This window comes from Afipia sp. OHSU_II-C1, assembly GCF_000497575.1.
Taxonomy (GTDB): Bacteria; Pseudomonadota; Alphaproteobacteria; order Rhizobiales; family Xanthobacteraceae; genus Afipia.
On the sequence record NZ_APJI01000005.1, the window covers coordinates 196,687 to 213,075 of the forward strand.

The following is a 16,389-nucleotide window of genomic DNA, read 5'->3' on the forward strand; positions in this document are numbered from 1 at the left end:
CTGATTAAGAGCTTTCATGGTTAATAAAATGTGACCTGAGCCCGTTTGGGCCACTGCCGGGAAGGGTGAGCACGTCCCTCGATTAACCCGGCAGCAACCTTAATGGAGTGTAATCAGCTCCGTAAATGATCTGGATTCGCGCCAGTGCCGTAGCGTCCGGGTGGAGAGTGTTCGATGCGTTTTTCGTTCTGGCGTGACTGGATGGACAAGGTGCCGTTCCGGGCCAAGTCTGCTGCCGCTCCGGCGATTGCAGCGCCCGTACCAGTTGCGCCTGCCTCATCCCCGGAGCTTGGCGACGTCGATCTTCGGGCCATCTGGAATACGCTGGTTCGCAAGCGGATGTGGGTCATCGGGCCGACTGCGCTTGCGTTCGTGCTCTCGCTTCTCGTCGTCAATATCATCACGCCCCGGTACAAATCCGAAGCCCGCATCCTGATCGACGGGCGGGAGAACGTCTTCCTGCGTCCGACCGGCGACCGCGCCGAGGAGCGGGGCAGCCTCGATGCGGAAGCGGTGACAAGTCAGGTCCAGTTGCTGTTGTCGCGCGAACTGGCCCGAGAGGTCATCAAGGCGAACAGGCTCTCGGAGCTTCCCGAGTTTGACCCGGTTCTGCGCGGCGTATCGCCGTTGCGAACGCTGCTGGCCCTGTTCGGCATCGTTCGTGATCCCTTCAAGATGACCCCGGAGGAGCGGGTTCTTGAGGCTTACTATGAACGGCTGACCGCCTATGCCGTCGACAAGTCGCGCGTGATGGTGATCGAATTTCAGTCGCAGGATCCCGAACTGGCGGCGCGCGTCACCAACTCCATTGCCGATGGCTATTTGGTGCTTCAGCAGGCCGCGCGGCAAAATCAGGCAAAATCGGCCTCGCAATGGCTGCTTGTCGAGATTGAGAGTCTGCGCAAGAAGGTTGCGGACGCCGAAGCTCGGGTCGAGGAGTTCCGCTCGAAGTCGAACCTTTTTGTGGGCACTAACAATACCACGCTGTCCAACCAGCAGCTCGGCGAACTGAACACACAGCTCAACAATGCGCGGGCGCTGAAATCCGACGCGGAATCGAAGTCGCGATTGATCCGCGAGATGCTTCAGAGCGGCAAGCCGATCGAAGCATCGGAAGTTCTCAATTCCGAGCTGGTTCGCCGCCTGTCCGAACAGCGCGTGACACTTCGGGCACAGCTTGCCGAGCAATCCTCCACGCTGCTCAGCGGTCACCCACGTATCAAGGAATTGAAGGCGCAGATCCTGGATATCGATCGACAAATTCGCGAAGAGGCGAGCAAGATATCCCGTTCGCTCGAGAACGATGCCCGTATCGCGAGCGCCAGGGCTGACGGGCTCAATGGCAGCCTCGATCAATTAAAGCGCCAGGCGTCATCTACCAACGGTCAGGACGTCCAGTTGCGTGCGTTGGAGCGCGAAGCCAAGGCGCAGCGTGACCTGCTGGAATCCTATCTCGCCAAGTATCGTGAAGCGACGACCCGCGAGAACATCGATACAGCCCCCGCTGACGGCAGGATCATTTCCCGGGCAATCGTATCGAACACACCGGCATTCCCGAAGAAGCTTCCCACGGTGCTGATCGCAACCCTGGCGACGCTGATGCTGAGCGGAGGTTACATCGCGACGGGTGAGTTGCTTCGTATGACTGCGCCACGCCCCGGCATTGCGGTGCGTGCTCCAATTGTCGCCCCACGCGATACGCCCCAGCAAATGCCCGCCGGTATCGTGGAAATCGAGCGACTTGCGGCCATGCTGCGCGGCGGCTCGGCTCGGAAAATTACCGTTATCGGCGCCCATCAGGACGAAAGTGTAACGCTGGTCGCGCTCACGCTCTCCCGATTGCTGTCGCGGAATTCCAAGGTTGTTCTTGTCGATCTTGCGATGGCGTCGCCGACGCTCGCAGCTGTGTCGACCGATCCGGCGTCGCCAGGATTGACCGAATTGATGCAGGGCTCGGCTTCATTCAGCGACATCATCACCAAGGATCGCCTGTCCCCGGTCCACATCGTCGGGGCAGGGCGCGATGCCGCGCAGCGGCAGCTTCTGCAATTGCCCCGGATCAATCTCGCAATCGATGCGCTGTCGCGTGCCTATGATTATGTGGTGCTCGATGCCGGCACTGCTTCGGATCTGCCCGCGAACGTCATCGCTGCGCAGGCGCATGCGGTTATCATTCCCGACCCGGCGATCACCACGACCGCGCGCGAGATGATGAAGAGCCAACTGCTTGAATCAGGGTTTGCCGGCGTGACCATTCTCGCCGCGCCGCTGAAGGTCATCGACCTCGTTGTGCCGGGTGAACGGGTTGCGGCAGCCTGAGCCGCTCGCGGAGATTTCCGACTAGCGGGAGATCGCGTTGCGCAGCAATTGCGCCATGTGCATCAGTGCCGGGTTGTGTTTGACCAGCCGCTTGGCGTGAGTCAGTGACGACATGCCCAGCGCCGCGAACTTGCCCCGCGCGGTCAGGGGAATGAACGCATCAACAAGCGGCTCGTCTTCCTTGCAGAAGGTTAGCTTGTACTCGTCCGATCCCACGCCGAAATCCACCGACCGATAGCCGCGATCGCCGAAGTGATCGATCATGTAGCGCAGCAGGATCAGGCCAGGGCTGTAACGCGCGTTGTCCGAAATCGTGTAGGTGTTGAACATGGTGGAAAACCGCTCGCCATCGGCGACGCAGGAGAACACCGAAATCAGCTCGCTGTCGCATTCGAGTGCGTGAAGCTCAATGGCGCGGTCGCCGTTTGGCAGTTTTGCCAGACAGGCGCTGCGAACAAAGGCTTTGGTCGCTTCATCGGAGAAGATATCAGGCAATTTCGAAAGCGCCATGCGCTGCGGCTTGATGATGAAGAATGCATCCAGCAGCCGGTTGATATCGGCGTCTGTCGCCGCAACGAAATAACGATAGCCCGGAAGACTCTGGAGCTTGCGCTCCTTGTTGCGCAAGCGCCGCCGCGTCGACGTACTGACGCGATCCTCCGGTTTGCAGCCGGGCGTCATTGTCATCATGGGGCAGGGGTTGGTCGAAGGCTGTCCGGCAAGCTGCGCCAGCGGATTGACGATGTTTTGCCAGCGCTGCGGTTGTTGCGCGAAAGCCAGGACGTCGATGTCATCCGTTTGGCCGCGGATCGCGGAGACCAACGCGTCCACTTCTGCGCGGGTCATGGTCTCGATGAAATCGCGGCGCCATAGCGCCATATTGAATGTTGGGTGCTTGCCGCCCATGAAGCGCGCGATCTTCGCGCCGTTCTCTCGGCTAACCACGAGCGGTAGCAACAGCAGCGGCCGATTGTCCGCACCGCTGGCGATAACGATAAGGGGCGTTGCGCCCTCATGCTTTCCGATGGTTTGCTGCCATGCGTCGAGCAGCTCGAAGCGCTGATAGGGGGTAGAAAGATACTCGGGACCTTCGAATGCCCGCCAGCGTGCCTCGGACTCCGGCATACTGCGAACAATATCGACGCGCGCGATCCGGTTTGAAGCCGGATGCGTCTGCGAATTTGTGTCGGAGCCGAGAAGTGCTGCAGCCATGGCCATCTGAGGACCTGAATTCCTTGGCATTTTGAGATTGCGGCTTGGCCGACCTTATTCAAAGAAATGTCAACAAAGAGTAATGAGAATACAGGCGCGGCTGGCGATGGCGCGCGCAAGAGGGGGCCCAGGTGCGGTTTCGGAGGAACATGCTGGCGGATGTGGGGCTTGAACTCGGCTATTTCTCCGGCTTGGCGCGTATACTCGAGCGGCGAACCGGCGGCTCCGGGGCCATCCTCAAATTCGAGCATGTCCGGCCCCGGCGCGGCGATCCGTTCCAGCCGCTGCGACCGTATGAGATCACGCCCGAATTTCTCGACAAGGCGATCGCTGCCCTGAAGCGGTGGGGCTTTGATTTTCTGTCCATCGGCGAGGTCGCCGAGCGTGCGCAACAGCCAGCCCTTGCGCAGCGCTTTGTCTGCCTGACCTTCGATGGCGCGCATCGCGACTTCATGACTTACGCCTATCCGGTGTTGTCGCGTCATCGGGTGCCGTTTACCCTCTATGTTCCGACGGGCTTTGTCGACGGTATCGGCAAAGCGTGGTGGCTCGCGCTTGAGCAGGTCATTGCACGCAACGCCCGGATCGGCCTTGTGATGAACCGTGCCGAAAGGCATTTCTTCGCCGCCGGTCTTTCGGAGAAGGATCAGCTTTACGATGCGTTGCACGGGTGGATGATGACGCTTTCACCGGACGATGTTGCGATTGCGATCGGCGATCTGTGCGGTCGTTACGGCGTTGATATCAACGCTATCTCGCGTGACATTGCTATGAACTGGCAAGACCTCGCCAAACTGGCGCGCGATCCGCAGGCGACGATTGGAAGTTCGACGGTCAATTATCCGAACCTCGCGCGCACAAAGGGCACGAGCGCCTTAAGGGAAATGTCCATGGGCCGAACGGTGCTGGAAACTGCGCTGGGCGGCCCATGCCGTCATTTTGCCTATCCGTTCGGTGGACAGGGATGTTTCGGGCCCCGGGAGATGATGCTGGCGCGCGAAGCGGGATTTATCAGCGCCGTGTCCACCGGGCCCGGCGTTGTCAGATCCGACGGTCAATCGGACCTGATGGCATTGCCGCGGATTGCGTGGGATGGGCGACGGAATTCGCTGCGCGCGCTCCGCGTAGTTCTGTCGGGGATCACCCTACGGAAGGCGAAGGTGCGCGTGCAGGAACCTGCGGTGAATTACGGCTGAGGATCCGGCCGCGACATCCATGCGATAAGCGGCATGGCGGGCAGCACCCAGCCGAGACCGGCCACCACGTAGAAAATCGCCTGCGCCAACTTTGACGCCGCCAGCCAGGGGGTTTGGGCGATCACCATACCGGCAAGCGACCAGACAATAACCAGCACCAAAAGGCCGAAGGTTCCGATCAGTTTTCGCGTGCGGATTGTCATGACAGAATTGTGCTGGTGGCTGCGAATACGCGGCTTGCGTGGAAAAGTGCGGCGACTATAAGGACCGCGCGAATTCATTCAAGGCTGCATTTTCGGACCATGACCGCCGCAATTCCAATCGTTCCACAGGCTGGGGCCGCAGGCATGCGCGGTGTCCGCGTTTGGCTCATCATTGTGGCCGCATTGGTGGTCTGCACGCTGATGGTCGGCGGCGCGACACGGCTGACGGAATCCGGCCTCTCCATTGTCGAGTGGAAGCCGGTAACCGGTACCATTCCGCCGCTGACTGACGCCGAATGGAGCCGGCAGTTCGAGGCCTACAAGACCATTCCGCAATATCGCGAAATGAATCGCGGAATGAGCCTGTCTGAATTCAAGACCATCTTCTGGTGGGAGTGGGGACATCGGCTGCTCGGGCGGCTGATCGGCGCGGTGTTTTTACTGCCGTTTCTCTGGTTCCTGTGGCGCGGTTTCCTGTCGCCCGGGCTTCAGCGCAGACTATGGATCATCTTCGTGCTTGGCGGTCTGCAGGGTGCGGTCGGATGGTGGATGGTGAGTTCGGGCCTCACTGAACGGGTCTCCGTCTCGCAGTACAGGCTCGCCATTCATTTCATGCTGGCGCTTTTCATTTTCTCGGCAATCGTCTGGCTCCTGCGGCGTCATACTCAGGGCGGCGTGCCGTCCGTGGCTCCGCTGCGGGTAAAGGTCGTGGGCAGGATCCTGCTGGCGCTGGTGTTTCTGCAGCTCTATTTCGGCGCGTTGGTGGCAGGCCTGCGCGCCGGCCGCGTGTTCAACACCTGGCCGCTGATCGATGGCGCATTCATCCCGTCATCCGCGCGGTTGTTCTTTGAACAGCCATGGTGGCGGAATTTCTTCGATAACACCCTGACCGTTCAGTTTAGCCATCGCATGATCGCTTATACACTTGTGGTCGTTGCCGTCGTTCATGCGATCGACGCTGTCCGCTCCCGGACAAGTCCCGCTATCGTGTCCGGCGCACTCTGGATCGTGGCGGCGATGCTTGTTCAGGTGGCCATCGGCATCCTGACGCTGCTCAATCAGGTGCCGATCGATCTCGGTTTGGCTCATCAGGCTGTCGCGATCGTCATTCTCACGATGACGCTGTTTCACGTCGAGCGGCTGGGCAGAACGTTGCCGGACAGAACGCCGGCCAAACTTCGTCTGGTGGTGGGCGAGGGCGGCTGAAATCGAACTATTCTAAAGTCTCCGGAGATGCAGGAATTCCCTGATTCACAGGCGTTTCTTGCATTTGAGACCTGAGTCACGATTTGGTGCGGTGCCGACCTGCTTTAACTTCGATTTGCACCGCGATAGAACGAAAATTCCTAACGCTGATTGTCACAAGGCCTTCCATGTCCAACGCATTCGTCCAGGCAGCCGTCATTCTGTTGCGTGAGGGCCTTGAGGCCATGCTTGTGATCGCGGCGCTTGCCGGCTATCTCCGGAAGGTCGGAGGCGGTCACCGCGTCACCGCGCTTTACGGCGGTGCGCTTGCCGCTGTCGGCTGCAGTATCATCGCGGCATGGCTGTTCGCGGTTCTCAATTCCGGTCAGCATAACGATATTTTCGAAGCGATCGTGATCCTCTTTGCCGCCGCGCTGATGCTCTACGTCAGCGGCTGGCTGATGGTGAAGCAGGACCCGCGCGGCTGGCAGGATTATCTTGCGCATAAGGCTGATAGCGCGCTCGCGCAGGAAACTGCCTGGGCTGTTGGCGCGCTTGCATTCTTTGCGGTGTTCCGCGAAGGCGCCGAAACCGTGCTTTTCATCAATGCGCTCGCGGTGACTGAAGGCGGCTGGAGCCTGGGGCTGTTCGCGGGCCTTGCCGCTGCAACGGCTGGTCTTGTCGTGTTGTTCTACTTCATAAACCTGATTGCGCGGAAGATCCCGCTGCGCCCGCTGTTCATCATCACGTCGGCGTTCCTGTTCGCGATGGGCATCAAGTTCATCGGCGAGGCTATCCAGGAATTCCAGGAACAGAGCCTGTTGCCCGTTACTGAGTTGAAGAGCTTTGGCTGGCTCCAGTCTCTCGGGCTGAATGCCACGCTCGAAGCCGTGTCAGCACAGCTTCTTGTCATTCTGTTCGCTCTTGCCACATTTTCAATCGTCCAGCGCAACGCCCGTCTGAGCCGCGAGGACAAGGCGAGAGCCTCGGGCGCTGTGAAGACCTGATTTTCCGATAGCACCTTTGCTCTCTGCATAATGAAAAACGCGGCGCCATGCCCGGCGCCGCGTTTTGCATTCAGGGGCTGGCTGAAGATTTTTAAGCCTTCAGCGCCTGATCGAGATCTGCGATCAGATCTTCCTTGTCTTCAAGCCCGACCGAAAGCCTGACGACATCGACGCCTGCGCCAGCCTGCGCCTTTTGCGCATCGCTGAGCTGGCTGTGCGTGGTCGAGGCCGGGTGGATAATCAGGGACCGTGTGTCGCCGACGTTGGCCAGATGCGAGAACAACTTGACGTTCGACACGAGGTTGATGCCCGCGTCATATCCGCCCTTCAGGCCGAAGGTGAACACCGCGCCCGCACCCTTCGGCGAATATTTCCGCGCGAGGTTATGATAGCGGTCGCCGGGAAGGCCTGCGTAGCTCACCCAGGCGACGGCAGGATGTGCGGATAGCCATTCGGCGACAGCCTTCGCATTGTCGGAATGCCGCTGGACGCGCAGGCCGAGCGTTTCGATACCGGTGAGGAGCAGGAAAGCATTGAACGGCGACAGGGCCGGGCCCAGATCTCGCAGGCCGATCACGCGCGCGGCAATCGCAAACGCGAAGTTGCCGAAGGTCTCCTGTAGCTTGATGCCGTGATACTCCGGGCGGGGCTCGCTCAGCACAGGATAACGGCCATCGCGCGACCAGTCGAACGTGCCTGCGTCGACGATGATGCCGCCGATGGAGTTGCCGTGGCCGCCAAGAAATTTTGTCGCCGAATGCAGGACGATGTCTGCGCCGTGATCGATCGGCTTGATCAGATAGGGCGACGCCAGCGTGTTGTCGACAATGAGCGGTACGCCGGCCTTGCGCGCGATGGCGGCGATGGCCTCGATGTCAGTCACTGTGCCGCCGGGATTTGCAATCGACTCGATGAAGATCGCCTTGGTTTTTGGTGAAAGCGCTTTCTCGAAGGTCGAGACATCGTCGGTGTCAGCCCAGACAACGTTCCAGCCAAAGTTCTTGAACGAGTGATTGAACTGATTGATCGAGCCGCCGTAAAGGCGCCGCGCGGCGATGAATTCATCGCCGGGCTGCAGCAACGCGTGAAACGTCACCAATTGCGCCGCATGACCCGATGCGACTGCCAGCGCAGCCGTGCCGCCTTCGAGCGCAGCGACGCGCTCCTCGAGCACTGCGTTGGTCGGATTGCCGATGCGGGTATAGATGTTGCCGAACGCCTGCAACCCGAACAGCGAGGCGGCGTGATCCGCGTCGTTGAACACGAACGATGTGGTCTGGTAGATCGGCGTCGCGCGGGCGCCCGTGGTGGGGTCCGGCTGCGCGCCAGCGTGAATGGAGAGCGTGGAGAAGCCCGGCAATCTTTCCGTCATAGGGTGTCCTTCTGAGCGCCGCGAATGGGCGTGGAGAAGATTATGCTGCGGGCGGATGCGCGCGGCGTCAAGCGGTTCGCGACAATCGGCCTTAACTGGCAATGAACCTGACGGTTTTCGCAGCCCCGCTGAAACGATCGTTCTGCGGTGCGCCGGATTCAGGGCAGGTCGTTCTTGTCCTTGGCGGCGCGGTCAGCCGCCGCGGTTGCACCGCCGGTTACGCTGCTGCGATTTAATGACAGTCGCATGTTGCTGGTTGGAATCGGCGCGCGCTTGGAACTGATGGTGCGCGAGTTGACGCCCACCCACTGAATTTCCGACGTCAGCCGCGCGTATTCGATTTTCGGGCAGCGGTTCATCACTACCTTTACGCCGGCGGCTTCCGCCTTGGCTGCTGCGGCATCGTTACGAACGCCGAGTTGCATCCAGATCACTTTTGGCGGCACCGGCAGCGCCAGCGCATCGTCGACGACCGCCGCGGCGGCCTCCGAATTGCGGAAGATATCGACCATGTCGACAGGACGGCCGATGTCCTTCAGCGATCCCACGAAGGGCTTTCCCACGAGACTCTTGCCAACCTGTCCCGGATTGATCGGGATCATGTCGTAGCCGCGCTCGACGAGATATTTGAACGCGAAATAGCTCGGGCGCACATTGACCGGCGATGCGCCGACCATGGCGATAGATTTCGTATTCGTGAGAATGGCTCGGATGTAATTGTCGTCGTAGGCGTCGTGGTTCACATCAACTTCCATCTGTTTTCGTCATTGCGAGGAGCGGAGCGACGAAGCAATCCATCTCTCGATCGCAAAGGTGGGTTGCTTTGCGGAGTTTATCATCCGGCCGGCGAAGCCGGACCCGTTGGCTCGCAATGACGAGCAATATGGATCAGCGGTCTTCCCACTTGGGATCGCGCTTTTCGATGAAGGCGCCGATGCCTTCCTGCGCGTCGCGCGCCATCATGTTCTCGGCCATCACCTGGGCCGCATAGGTGTAGGCGTCCGCGAGGCTCATTTCGGCTTGCCGGTAGAACGCTTCCTTGCCCACCTTCAGCGTGTACGCGGACTTGAGCGCGATCTTCTTCGCGAGGTCGATCGCGGCATCGCGCTCCGTTCCCGCCGGAACCACGCTGTTCACCAGCCCAAGCTCATACGCACGCTGTGCGGAGACGTGCTCTCCTGTCAGCAGCATATGCATGGCGTGTTTGCGCGGCACGTTACGTGACAGCGCAACCATTGGCGTCGAGCAGAAGAGCCCGATGTCGATGCCCGGCGTGCCGAACGTTGCCTGTTCGGATGCGACCGCCAGATCGCAGGTCGCGACCAGTTGGCAGCCCGCTGCGGTTGCAACACCCTGTACGGCCGCTACCACAGGCTTGGGCAGGCGAACGATAGCCTGCATCATTTCGCTGCAGGATTTCATCATGTGCGAAAAATAGGCTCTGCCTTTGTCGGCGTCGCTGCGGCGAGCGGTGAGTTCCTTGAGGTCGTGGCCCGACGAATAGGCTGGTCCTTGCGCAGCAATGACGACCGCGCGGACACTTTTTTCCTCGCGAATGGAAACGATGGCTTCGTGAATCGCGGCGATCATCGCTTCCGACAACGCGTTGCGCGTTTTGGGCGAATCCAGCGTGAGCACTGCGATGCTGCCGACGTTCTCGCGCAGGAGCGGCGAGGAGGCCTGCAATGGAGCACGTGATGTTTGCGCGGTCATAGTCTTTAGGCTCAGATTCCAGGTTCGCTTTTGGGGTCCGTCAGGCTCGCTATCGTGCTCACCCTAAGATACAAAACCGTCACATACGAGAGCAGGGCAGGACATACGTTCCATGAGCAAGGCGAAAATGACGGTGGCAGAACTCGAAGCGTTTCTCCACAGGGAGTTTCCGCAGGCCTTTGCCAGCGGTGAAATCCTGATCGAGAGCGCCGACGGTGCGACGTGCCTGCTGCGGCAGCCGTACAGCGAGCGGATGCTGCGCCCCGGTGGGACGGTCTCCGGCCCGACGCTGATGGCCCTGGCGGACTTTGCCATGTACGTGGTGCTGCTCTCCGCCATCGGCCCTGTCGGATTGGCCGTGACGACCAGCCTCAACATCAATTTTCTGCGCAAGGGCCAGCCCGGCCAGGATGTGCTGGCGGCCGCCAAGCTGATGAAGCTCGGCAAGCGCTTGGCTGTCGGAGAAGTCAGCCTGTTATCAGGCACTTCGCCCGATCCGATCGCCCACGTTACCTCAACATACTCCATTCCTAATACTCAATGATTTTAGGGGTAATATAGCACCATATTTATAAGCTGTTGTTTTTAGTAATGTATTTTTGCATTTTGCGTATTGACGCTTCGGGGCGGGTTATCTAGAACCTCGCCCAGTCCGGCGAACGCGCCGGACGTGCCATTTCACGGACAACTCACATGAAGACGTTTTCGGCAAAGCCAGCCGAGGTCAACAAGAAGTGGGTGCTGATCGACGCCAAGGGCTTGGTCGTTGGTCGCCTCGCGACTTTGGTTGCCATGCGCCTGCGCGGCAAGCACCTCCCGACTTATACTCCCCACGTCGATTGCGGTGACAACGTCATCATCATCAACGCGGCTCATGTCGTCCTTACCGGACGCAAGCGTGACAACAAGGTCTACTACAACCACACCGGTTTCATCGGCGGCATCAAGGAGCGCACCGCGAAGTCGATCCTCGAGGGTCGTTTTCCTGAGCGCGTCGTCGAGAAGGCCGTTGAGCGCATGATCCCGCGCGGTCCGCTGGGCCGTGTGCAGCTCGGCAACCTCCGTGTTTACCCGGGCGCCGAACATCCCCACGAGGCGCAGCAGCCTGAAGTCGTGGATATCGCATCGTTGAACCGCAAGAATACGAGGGCCGCATAATGTCCGATACCATGCAGTCTCTCGATCAGCTCTCGGCGCTGAAGACGGCGGCGCCAGACGCTCCGAAGTACGAAAAGAAGGTCGACAAGCTGGGCCGCGCCTATGCGACCGGCAAGCGCAAGGACGCGGTTGCCCGCGTCTGGATCAAGCCGGGCTCCGGCAAGATCGTCGTGAACACCCGCGAGGTCGAGGTTTACTTCGCTCGCCCGGTGCTTCGCATGATGATCCAGCAGCCGATCGTCGCTGCCGCCCGTCAGGGCCAGTACGATGTGGTCTGCACCGTCGCTGGCGGCGGTCTGTCCGGCCAGGCTGGCGCGGTGCGTCACGGCATCTCGAAGGCTCTGACCAACTTCGAGCCGGACCTGCGCAGCGTCCTCAAGAAGGGCGGCTTCCTGACCCGCGACTCGCGTGTCGTTGAACGTAAGAAGTACGGCAAGGCGAAGGCCCGCCGGTCCTTCCAGTTCTCGAAGCGCTAATCGTTTCGTTCAAATTTTCCGCAATCCGCGGGATCTGCAAGATTCAAAAGGCGCCTTCGGGCGCCTTTTTCTGTTCCAGATACAGCCGAATTGCAGAGATTTTTCCTGAAAATTTTGTGACCGCCGCAAACGGAGTGCCAAGACACCGTTGCTAGCTTCAACGAAGGCTGAGGGGGCTATTCCAGCTCCTCTATTTAAAAGCGCTGCATAGAACATGCCGGCTGGCACACATTTGTCTCTCGACATTTCAACGCTGTATCTCGTCGCGACGCTGGCAGCCGCACTGCTCGGCGCAATGCTGCTGTTCTTCTGGCGTCAGGAAAAGATCGCGGCGCTAGGCTGGTGGGGCGCTGCTTATATTCTCGGCGCGGCATCGGTCGCGCTGTGGACGGTGGGCGGCCCCGAGCTTGGCTGGGAGCTGTCGCTCGCTGTTAACGCCGTCGGCTTCATCGCCTGCGGATTGATGTGGGATGCGGCGCGCGCGTTCCACGGGCGCCCCGCGAACTTGATCGGAGTGATCGCCGGCCCCGTACTCTGGATCGCCGCGGTCGTTGCGCTTGATCCGATCGATCCCGAACTGCGGATGATCATCGGCGCGGCCATTGTCGCCGCCTATGCCGCGCTGACCGCCGGTGAACTCTGGCGCGAACGCCGCAAGAGCCTGCGTGCGCGCTGGCCGGCGATCTTCGTGCCGCTGTTGCATGGCGTCGTCCTGATGCTGCCGATTCTGCTCGGCGACCTGTACAGGTCTGCCGATGCAACGATCATGGCGCAGGTTTGGGTCGCGGCGTTTGCCGCCGAGCTTGTGATCTATGCCGTGGGCACAGTGTTCATCATCGTCATGCTGGTGTCGGAGCGGACGGTCAGCGCGCACAAGACGGCTGCGTCCATCGATCCGCTGACGGGCCTGCTGAATCGCCGCGGCTTCAGTGAGGCGACATCGCGCATGATCGAGCGCGAGGCCAAGGCCGGACGCCCGGTGACCGTGATGATCTTCGACATCGACCATTTCAAATCGGTCAACGATCGCTTCGGCCACGCCACCGGCGATGACGTGCTGCAGGTATTTGCCAATGTCGTCGTTGCCTCGCTGCGTATTACCGATCTCGTCGGCCGCGTTGGCGGTGAAGAATTCGCAGCTCTCCTGCCATGTTCTATGGATGAGGCGCTGGTTGCCGCCGAACGCGTCCGCGAAGCCTTCGAGACGTGCGGTGTCGCCATCGACGATGTTCCGCTGGAAACCACGGTCAGCATTGGTGTCGCGGGCGGGCCGGCCAATACCGAACTCGAAGTGCTGATGGCGTCGGCCGATACCGCGCTCTATCAGGCCAAGCGGGGTGGACGTAACCGTGTGGAAGCGGCGACCGAGCAGCCGCTGTCGCTGGAGGATGCACGGCGCAAGATGATCCGGACGGCTGCCGCGCCCGGCGAGAAGGCGGCTGCGAGCCACGCCGAGGCGCTCGCCTGAGATTGCTAACCGTCTGTTTACCATGCGCGCCCTACGATGCGGCATGACCATCGTACGCAGCCACGATTCACAGTCCGACATCACCGCCCTTGAAGCGACCGTTGCCTCCGCACGGGCCGGCTTTGCGTGCATGTTTTCGACATCCGACGAGTATGAGAACGCCCTGATTGCCGCGCGCCGGGCCGAGGGGCGCTATCGATCGGTGTTCGACTGGCAGCCGGTGGTTCTGGGAGGCTGCGCGCTGGCGCTGCTGGGAGCGCTCGTGACCTTCATGTGAGGCTGTTAGCGCAGCAGTATGGTTTCAACAGGGCGCTCGCGGCGCCCTTTGTCTTTTCCGGTCCGCGTTTTTGCGCTAGAGCCGCCCCCTGATAACCAGAAAGGGCGGACAACCATGATCACCGAAATCGCACAGATCGAAATCAAGCCGGGCAGCGAGAAGGATTTCGAGGCGGCCGTCGCCAAGGCGGAATCGATCTTCAAGCGCTGCAAGGGCTGGAAAAGTTTCGAACTGCACCGGTCGATCGAAAAGCCGTCGCGCTACCGGCTGCACATCAAGTGGGAAACCCTCGAAAACCACACGGTGGATTTTCGCGAATCCGACAATTTCACCGAATGGCGCGCGCTGGTCGGGCCGCATTTTGCCTCGCCGCCGGAGGTCGAACATACCAACACGGTGGCGAGCTTCTGACACTATTCCCCGTCATTGCGAGGAGCTATTGCGACGAAGCAATCCAGTCTTTGCTGTCAAAAGCTGGATTGCTTGGCTTCGCTCGCAATGACGAACGTTTACGTCACGCTATCTTGAACTCCGGTTCGCGCTGCTCGTCCTCTTCGCGCAGATAGGTGATGATCACCTTCACGATCGCCATCAGCGGCAGCGCCAGCGCCAGTCCCCACAGCCCGAACACGACGCCGAGCAGGATCTGGAACGCGAACAGCGTCGCGGGCGGGATGTCGAGCGCCTGACGCTGGATGATCGGCGTCAGGATGTAGCTTTCCAGCGCGTGCACGCCGAGAAACAGCACGAAGGCACTGAAGGCCGCAACCCAGCCTGAGGCGAGGCTTGCCAGCACGATGATGAGGCCGCCGATCAGGGCGCCGACGGTCGGGATGAACGCCAGCAAGCCGGCCTGAATGCCGAGGATGAAGGCGCTGTCGATCCCGATGATCGTGAGGCCAATCCATGTCACCAGGAACACGGCGGCCATGGTGATCATCTGCGCGATCAGCCAGCGCTCCAGCGTGTCGCTGATCCGGTCAACCACGGCCGTGACACTTGCCCGGTGTTTCCTGGGAGACAGCGCCAGCACGCCTTTGCGATAGACGCCCGGCTGCGCCGCGAATGACAGGCCGAGAAACACCACGATGAAGAAGTTGCCGACGGCGCTGACCGTGCCGAGCAGCAGCTTCAAGGTCTGGCTGACGATGGCACCGCCGCCGGAGGCGAGAGCGCCTGCGCTCGGCAGGTTTTTGGGAAGGCCTGGAGCGGGGGCCGCTGCCGGCGTGTCGGTGGCGCCCGCCGGCGTTGCTGTCACGCTGCCGAGTTCGAGATAGCTGGTATCGACGCCATGCTGTTCGAGGAACGTCTTCACGGTCACAAGTTGCGACTTGAGGGTGTTGCTCAGAACGGCAGCCTGCCGGGCGATGGTCGAGCCGCCGAGGAACACGACGCCGGACAGAAACCCCGCCAGCACCACGCAGACCAGCGCGAGGCGCAGCGCGTGCGGCCCGCCCATGACCTTCCGCAGCAGATTCGTCATGGCGGTGAGGGCGACGCCGAGCAGGATGCCCGCGAACACCAGAAACAGCGTGGCCGCATAGTACCAGGCGAACACCAGGAAGGCCGTGAAGGCGACGACACCGATGCCCCCCACTGCGATCGACCACGCAAGGTCACTGCGGGTCTGCACTCGGGTCTCGATGGGGGCTGACACGTGCGGTCCTCTTCCGTTATTGCGGTCGCAGTCTTTCCCGAAAGGCCGCGCCGGATCAAGAGAAGATGGCGTGACAGCGGCGTCGCCTGCGCCTAATCCAGAGGCTTGCGCGCAGAATCAAAGGTCACGCCGCATGAACTGGAAGAGATGGGTCGGCCCGGCGGTGCTGCTGGCAGCGCTGGTGATCGGCGAGCGAATCTACCTTTACCGGCCTGACCACAAATACCGACTTACCCTGGAAGTCGATACGCCCGGCGGTGTCCGCTCGGCGTCCGGCGTGATCTCGGTGACCCCCAATCGCGCCTATGGCGGCTCCGGCAGCGGACCGGCCGGCCCCCGCATCAAGGGCGATGCCGTGTTTGCCGATCTCGGCAGCGGGCGAAATCTCACGGCGCTCCTGCTGCACGGAACGAACCCGGCCGAGACGGATGGCCTGAGCTACCTGCCGCTGCGTGCGTTTGCCGCGGTCGGACGGCGGATCGATTTCCGCGACGTCAAAAAGCAAACCGGGAGGGTCGCTGTTACGGGCGAGTTGATCCCGACGTTGGTGACATTCGCCGATGTGTCGAACCCCGCATCCGCACGCGTGGTCGATCCCGCGAAGCTGTCGGTTGCCCTTGGCGACAGGTTCGGGGTGCGGCGGATATCAATTGACATTCTGCCGGCGGGAGTATGGCCGCTGGATTTTGGCGGCGCGCTGGGCGAGCCGGTGACGCGGGATATTCAGTCACGGCTGCCGTGGTCAAACGATCCGGCAAAGGCGGCCGCGGCGCTGAGTGCGGCGGGGATCGTCGCCGTGCCGCCGCCGGATGCGGGCTTCAGCCCGGTGCAAGCATTCCAGCGTGAGTAACGCGGCGTCTCGCTTTCTTCCGATTCAATTTTCAAACAGCATGCGCGCGTGGGGCCTGCCCATTCGCGCCAACGAAAAGGCGTGCGTCATCGCTCTCGCGCTCTGACAGCGCGAGGTGAGCTTTTCGTTGTGCCCCTTGATGCGCGCGCCGAGGCCTGCCTCGTTCGCGCCCCAAACAACGAGGGGCATGGAGCGCCGCGAGGCGCACCTTGTGTTCGTTTCGCTTCCGGCATCGCGTGCGAAGCGATGGTCTTCCGGAAGCGCATCGCCTTGCGGCGCTCCACTGCGGCGATTTT

The 16,389-nt window shown here is 61.1% G+C and carries 18 protein-coding genes; 11 read left to right on the forward strand and 7 right to left on the reverse strand.

Annotated elements, in window-relative coordinates; all coding sequences use genetic code 11:
• Positions 1 to 174: 174 nt before the first annotated feature.
• Positions 175 to 2,319, forward strand: a complete 2,145-nt coding sequence (locus I554_RS0105040) for an exopolysaccharide transport family protein (RefSeq protein WP_024575243.1) — start codon at positions 175 to 177, stop codon at positions 2,317 to 2,319.
• Between the two features lie 21 nt (positions 2,320 to 2,340).
• Here the strand turns inward: I554_RS0105040 and I554_RS0105045 are convergent, their stop codons facing one another.
• Positions 2,341 to 3,537, reverse strand: a complete 1,197-nt coding sequence (locus tag I554_RS0105045) for a GNAT family N-acetyltransferase (protein WP_024575244.1) — start codon at positions 3,535 to 3,537, stop codon at positions 2,341 to 2,343.
• A gap of 143 nt (positions 3,538 to 3,680) precedes the next feature.
• Between I554_RS0105045 and I554_RS0105050 the strand changes: the two genes are divergently transcribed.
• Positions 3,681 to 4,727 carry a polysaccharide deacetylase family protein gene (locus I554_RS0105050; RefSeq protein WP_051358599.1) on the forward strand — a complete coding sequence of 349 codons (1,047 nt, stop codon included), beginning with the start codon at positions 3,681 to 3,683 and terminating at the stop codon, positions 4,725 to 4,727.
• On the opposite strand, the gene I554_RS0105055 is transcribed toward I554_RS0105050, so the two are convergent.
• Positions 4,718 to 4,930: a DUF2842 domain-containing protein gene (locus tag I554_RS0105055; RefSeq protein ID WP_024575246.1), complete on the reverse strand. Its 213-nt coding sequence runs from the start codon at positions 4,928 to 4,930 to the stop codon at positions 4,718 to 4,720. The two genes, I554_RS0105050 and I554_RS0105055, sit on opposite strands and share 10 nt — an antisense overlap.
• A gap of 99 nt (positions 4,931 to 5,029) precedes the next feature.
• Between I554_RS0105055 and I554_RS0105060 the strand changes: the two genes are divergently transcribed.
• The gene (locus I554_RS0105060; protein ID WP_024575247.1) at positions 5,030 to 6,136 is read left to right on the forward strand and encodes a COX15/CtaA family protein; all 1,107 of its coding nucleotides are present in this window, start codon (positions 5,030 to 5,032) and stop codon (positions 6,134 to 6,136) included.
• Positions 6,137 to 6,303: 167 nt separating this feature from the next.
• Positions 6,304 to 7,122, forward strand: coding sequence for an FTR1 family protein (locus I554_RS0105065; RefSeq protein WP_024575248.1), 819 nt, complete (start codon positions 6,304 to 6,306; stop codon positions 7,120 to 7,122).
• 91 nt (positions 7,123 to 7,213) lie between these two features.
• Here the strand turns inward: I554_RS0105065 and I554_RS0105070 are convergent, their stop codons facing one another.
• From I554_RS0105070 to I554_RS0105085, 3 genes are all read right to left on the reverse strand, one after another.
• Complete coding sequence (locus I554_RS0105070; protein ID WP_024575249.1) at positions 7,214 to 8,494, reverse strand: O-acetylhomoserine aminocarboxypropyltransferase; 1,281 nt, start codon at positions 8,492 to 8,494, stop codon at positions 7,214 to 7,216.
• Between the two features lie 158 nt (positions 8,495 to 8,652).
• Positions 8,653 to 9,237 (reverse strand): CoA-binding protein, encoded by a 585-nt coding sequence (locus tag I554_RS0105080; RefSeq protein WP_024575250.1) that lies wholly within the window; start codon positions 9,235 to 9,237, stop codon positions 8,653 to 8,655.
• Between the two features lie 145 nt (positions 9,238 to 9,382).
• Positions 9,383 to 10,207: an enoyl-CoA hydratase gene (locus I554_RS0105085; RefSeq protein WP_024575251.1), complete on the reverse strand. Its 825-nt coding sequence runs from the start codon at positions 10,205 to 10,207 to the stop codon at positions 9,383 to 9,385.
• A 112-nt stretch (positions 10,208 to 10,319) separates the two neighbouring features.
• Here I554_RS0105085 and I554_RS0105090 point away from each other — a divergent pair, with 112 nt between their 5' ends.
• The 6 genes from I554_RS0105090 (at position 10,320) to I554_RS0105115 (ending at position 13,997) form a co-directional block, all read left to right on the forward strand.
• Positions 10,320 to 10,751: a PaaI family thioesterase gene (locus tag I554_RS0105090; protein ID WP_024575252.1), complete on the forward strand. Its 432-nt coding sequence runs from the start codon at positions 10,320 to 10,322 to the stop codon at positions 10,749 to 10,751.
• A gap of 149 nt (positions 10,752 to 10,900) precedes the next feature.
• Positions 10,901 to 11,365 (forward strand): 50S ribosomal protein L13, encoded by a 465-nt coding sequence (gene rplM / locus I554_RS0105095; RefSeq protein WP_024575253.1) that lies wholly within the window; start codon positions 10,901 to 10,903, stop codon positions 11,363 to 11,365.
• Positions 11,365 to 11,841, forward strand: a complete 477-nt coding sequence (gene rpsI, locus I554_RS0105100) for a 30S ribosomal protein S9 (RefSeq protein ID WP_034462036.1) — start codon at positions 11,365 to 11,367, stop codon at positions 11,839 to 11,841. The genes rplM and rpsI overlap by 1 nt, the downstream gene beginning before the upstream one ends.
• 214 nt (positions 11,842 to 12,055) lie before the next feature.
• Positions 12,056 to 13,309, forward strand: coding sequence for a GGDEF domain-containing protein (locus I554_RS0105105; RefSeq protein WP_024575255.1), 1,254 nt, complete (start codon positions 12,056 to 12,058; stop codon positions 13,307 to 13,309).
• Positions 13,310 to 13,352: 43 nt separating this feature from the next.
• On the forward strand, positions 13,353 to 13,586 hold the full coding sequence (locus tag I554_RS0105110; protein WP_024575256.1) for a hypothetical protein: 234 nt from the start codon (positions 13,353 to 13,355) through the stop codon (positions 13,584 to 13,586).
• Positions 13,587 to 13,700: 114 nt separating this feature from the next.
• On the forward strand, positions 13,701 to 13,997 hold the full coding sequence (locus I554_RS0105115; RefSeq protein WP_024575257.1) for an antibiotic biosynthesis monooxygenase family protein: 297 nt from the start codon (positions 13,701 to 13,703) through the stop codon (positions 13,995 to 13,997).
• A 103-nt stretch (positions 13,998 to 14,100) separates the two neighbouring features.
• Here the strand turns inward: I554_RS0105115 and I554_RS0105120 are convergent, their stop codons facing one another.
• Positions 14,101 to 15,243, reverse strand: a complete 1,143-nt coding sequence (locus I554_RS0105120) for an AI-2E family transporter (protein ID WP_024575258.1) — start codon at positions 15,241 to 15,243, stop codon at positions 14,101 to 14,103.
• 133 nt (positions 15,244 to 15,376) lie between these two features.
• Here I554_RS0105120 and I554_RS0105125 point away from each other — a divergent pair, with 133 nt between their 5' ends.
• Complete coding sequence (locus I554_RS0105125) at positions 15,377 to 16,093, forward strand: hypothetical protein (protein ID WP_024575259.1); 717 nt, start codon at positions 15,377 to 15,379, stop codon at positions 16,091 to 16,093.
• 24 nt (positions 16,094 to 16,117) lie between these two features.
• Here I554_RS0105125 and I554_RS27465 read toward each other — a convergent pair.
• On the reverse strand, positions 16,118 to 16,389 hold a 272-nt coding region (locus I554_RS27465), incomplete at its 5' end, for a hypothetical protein (protein WP_029659688.1).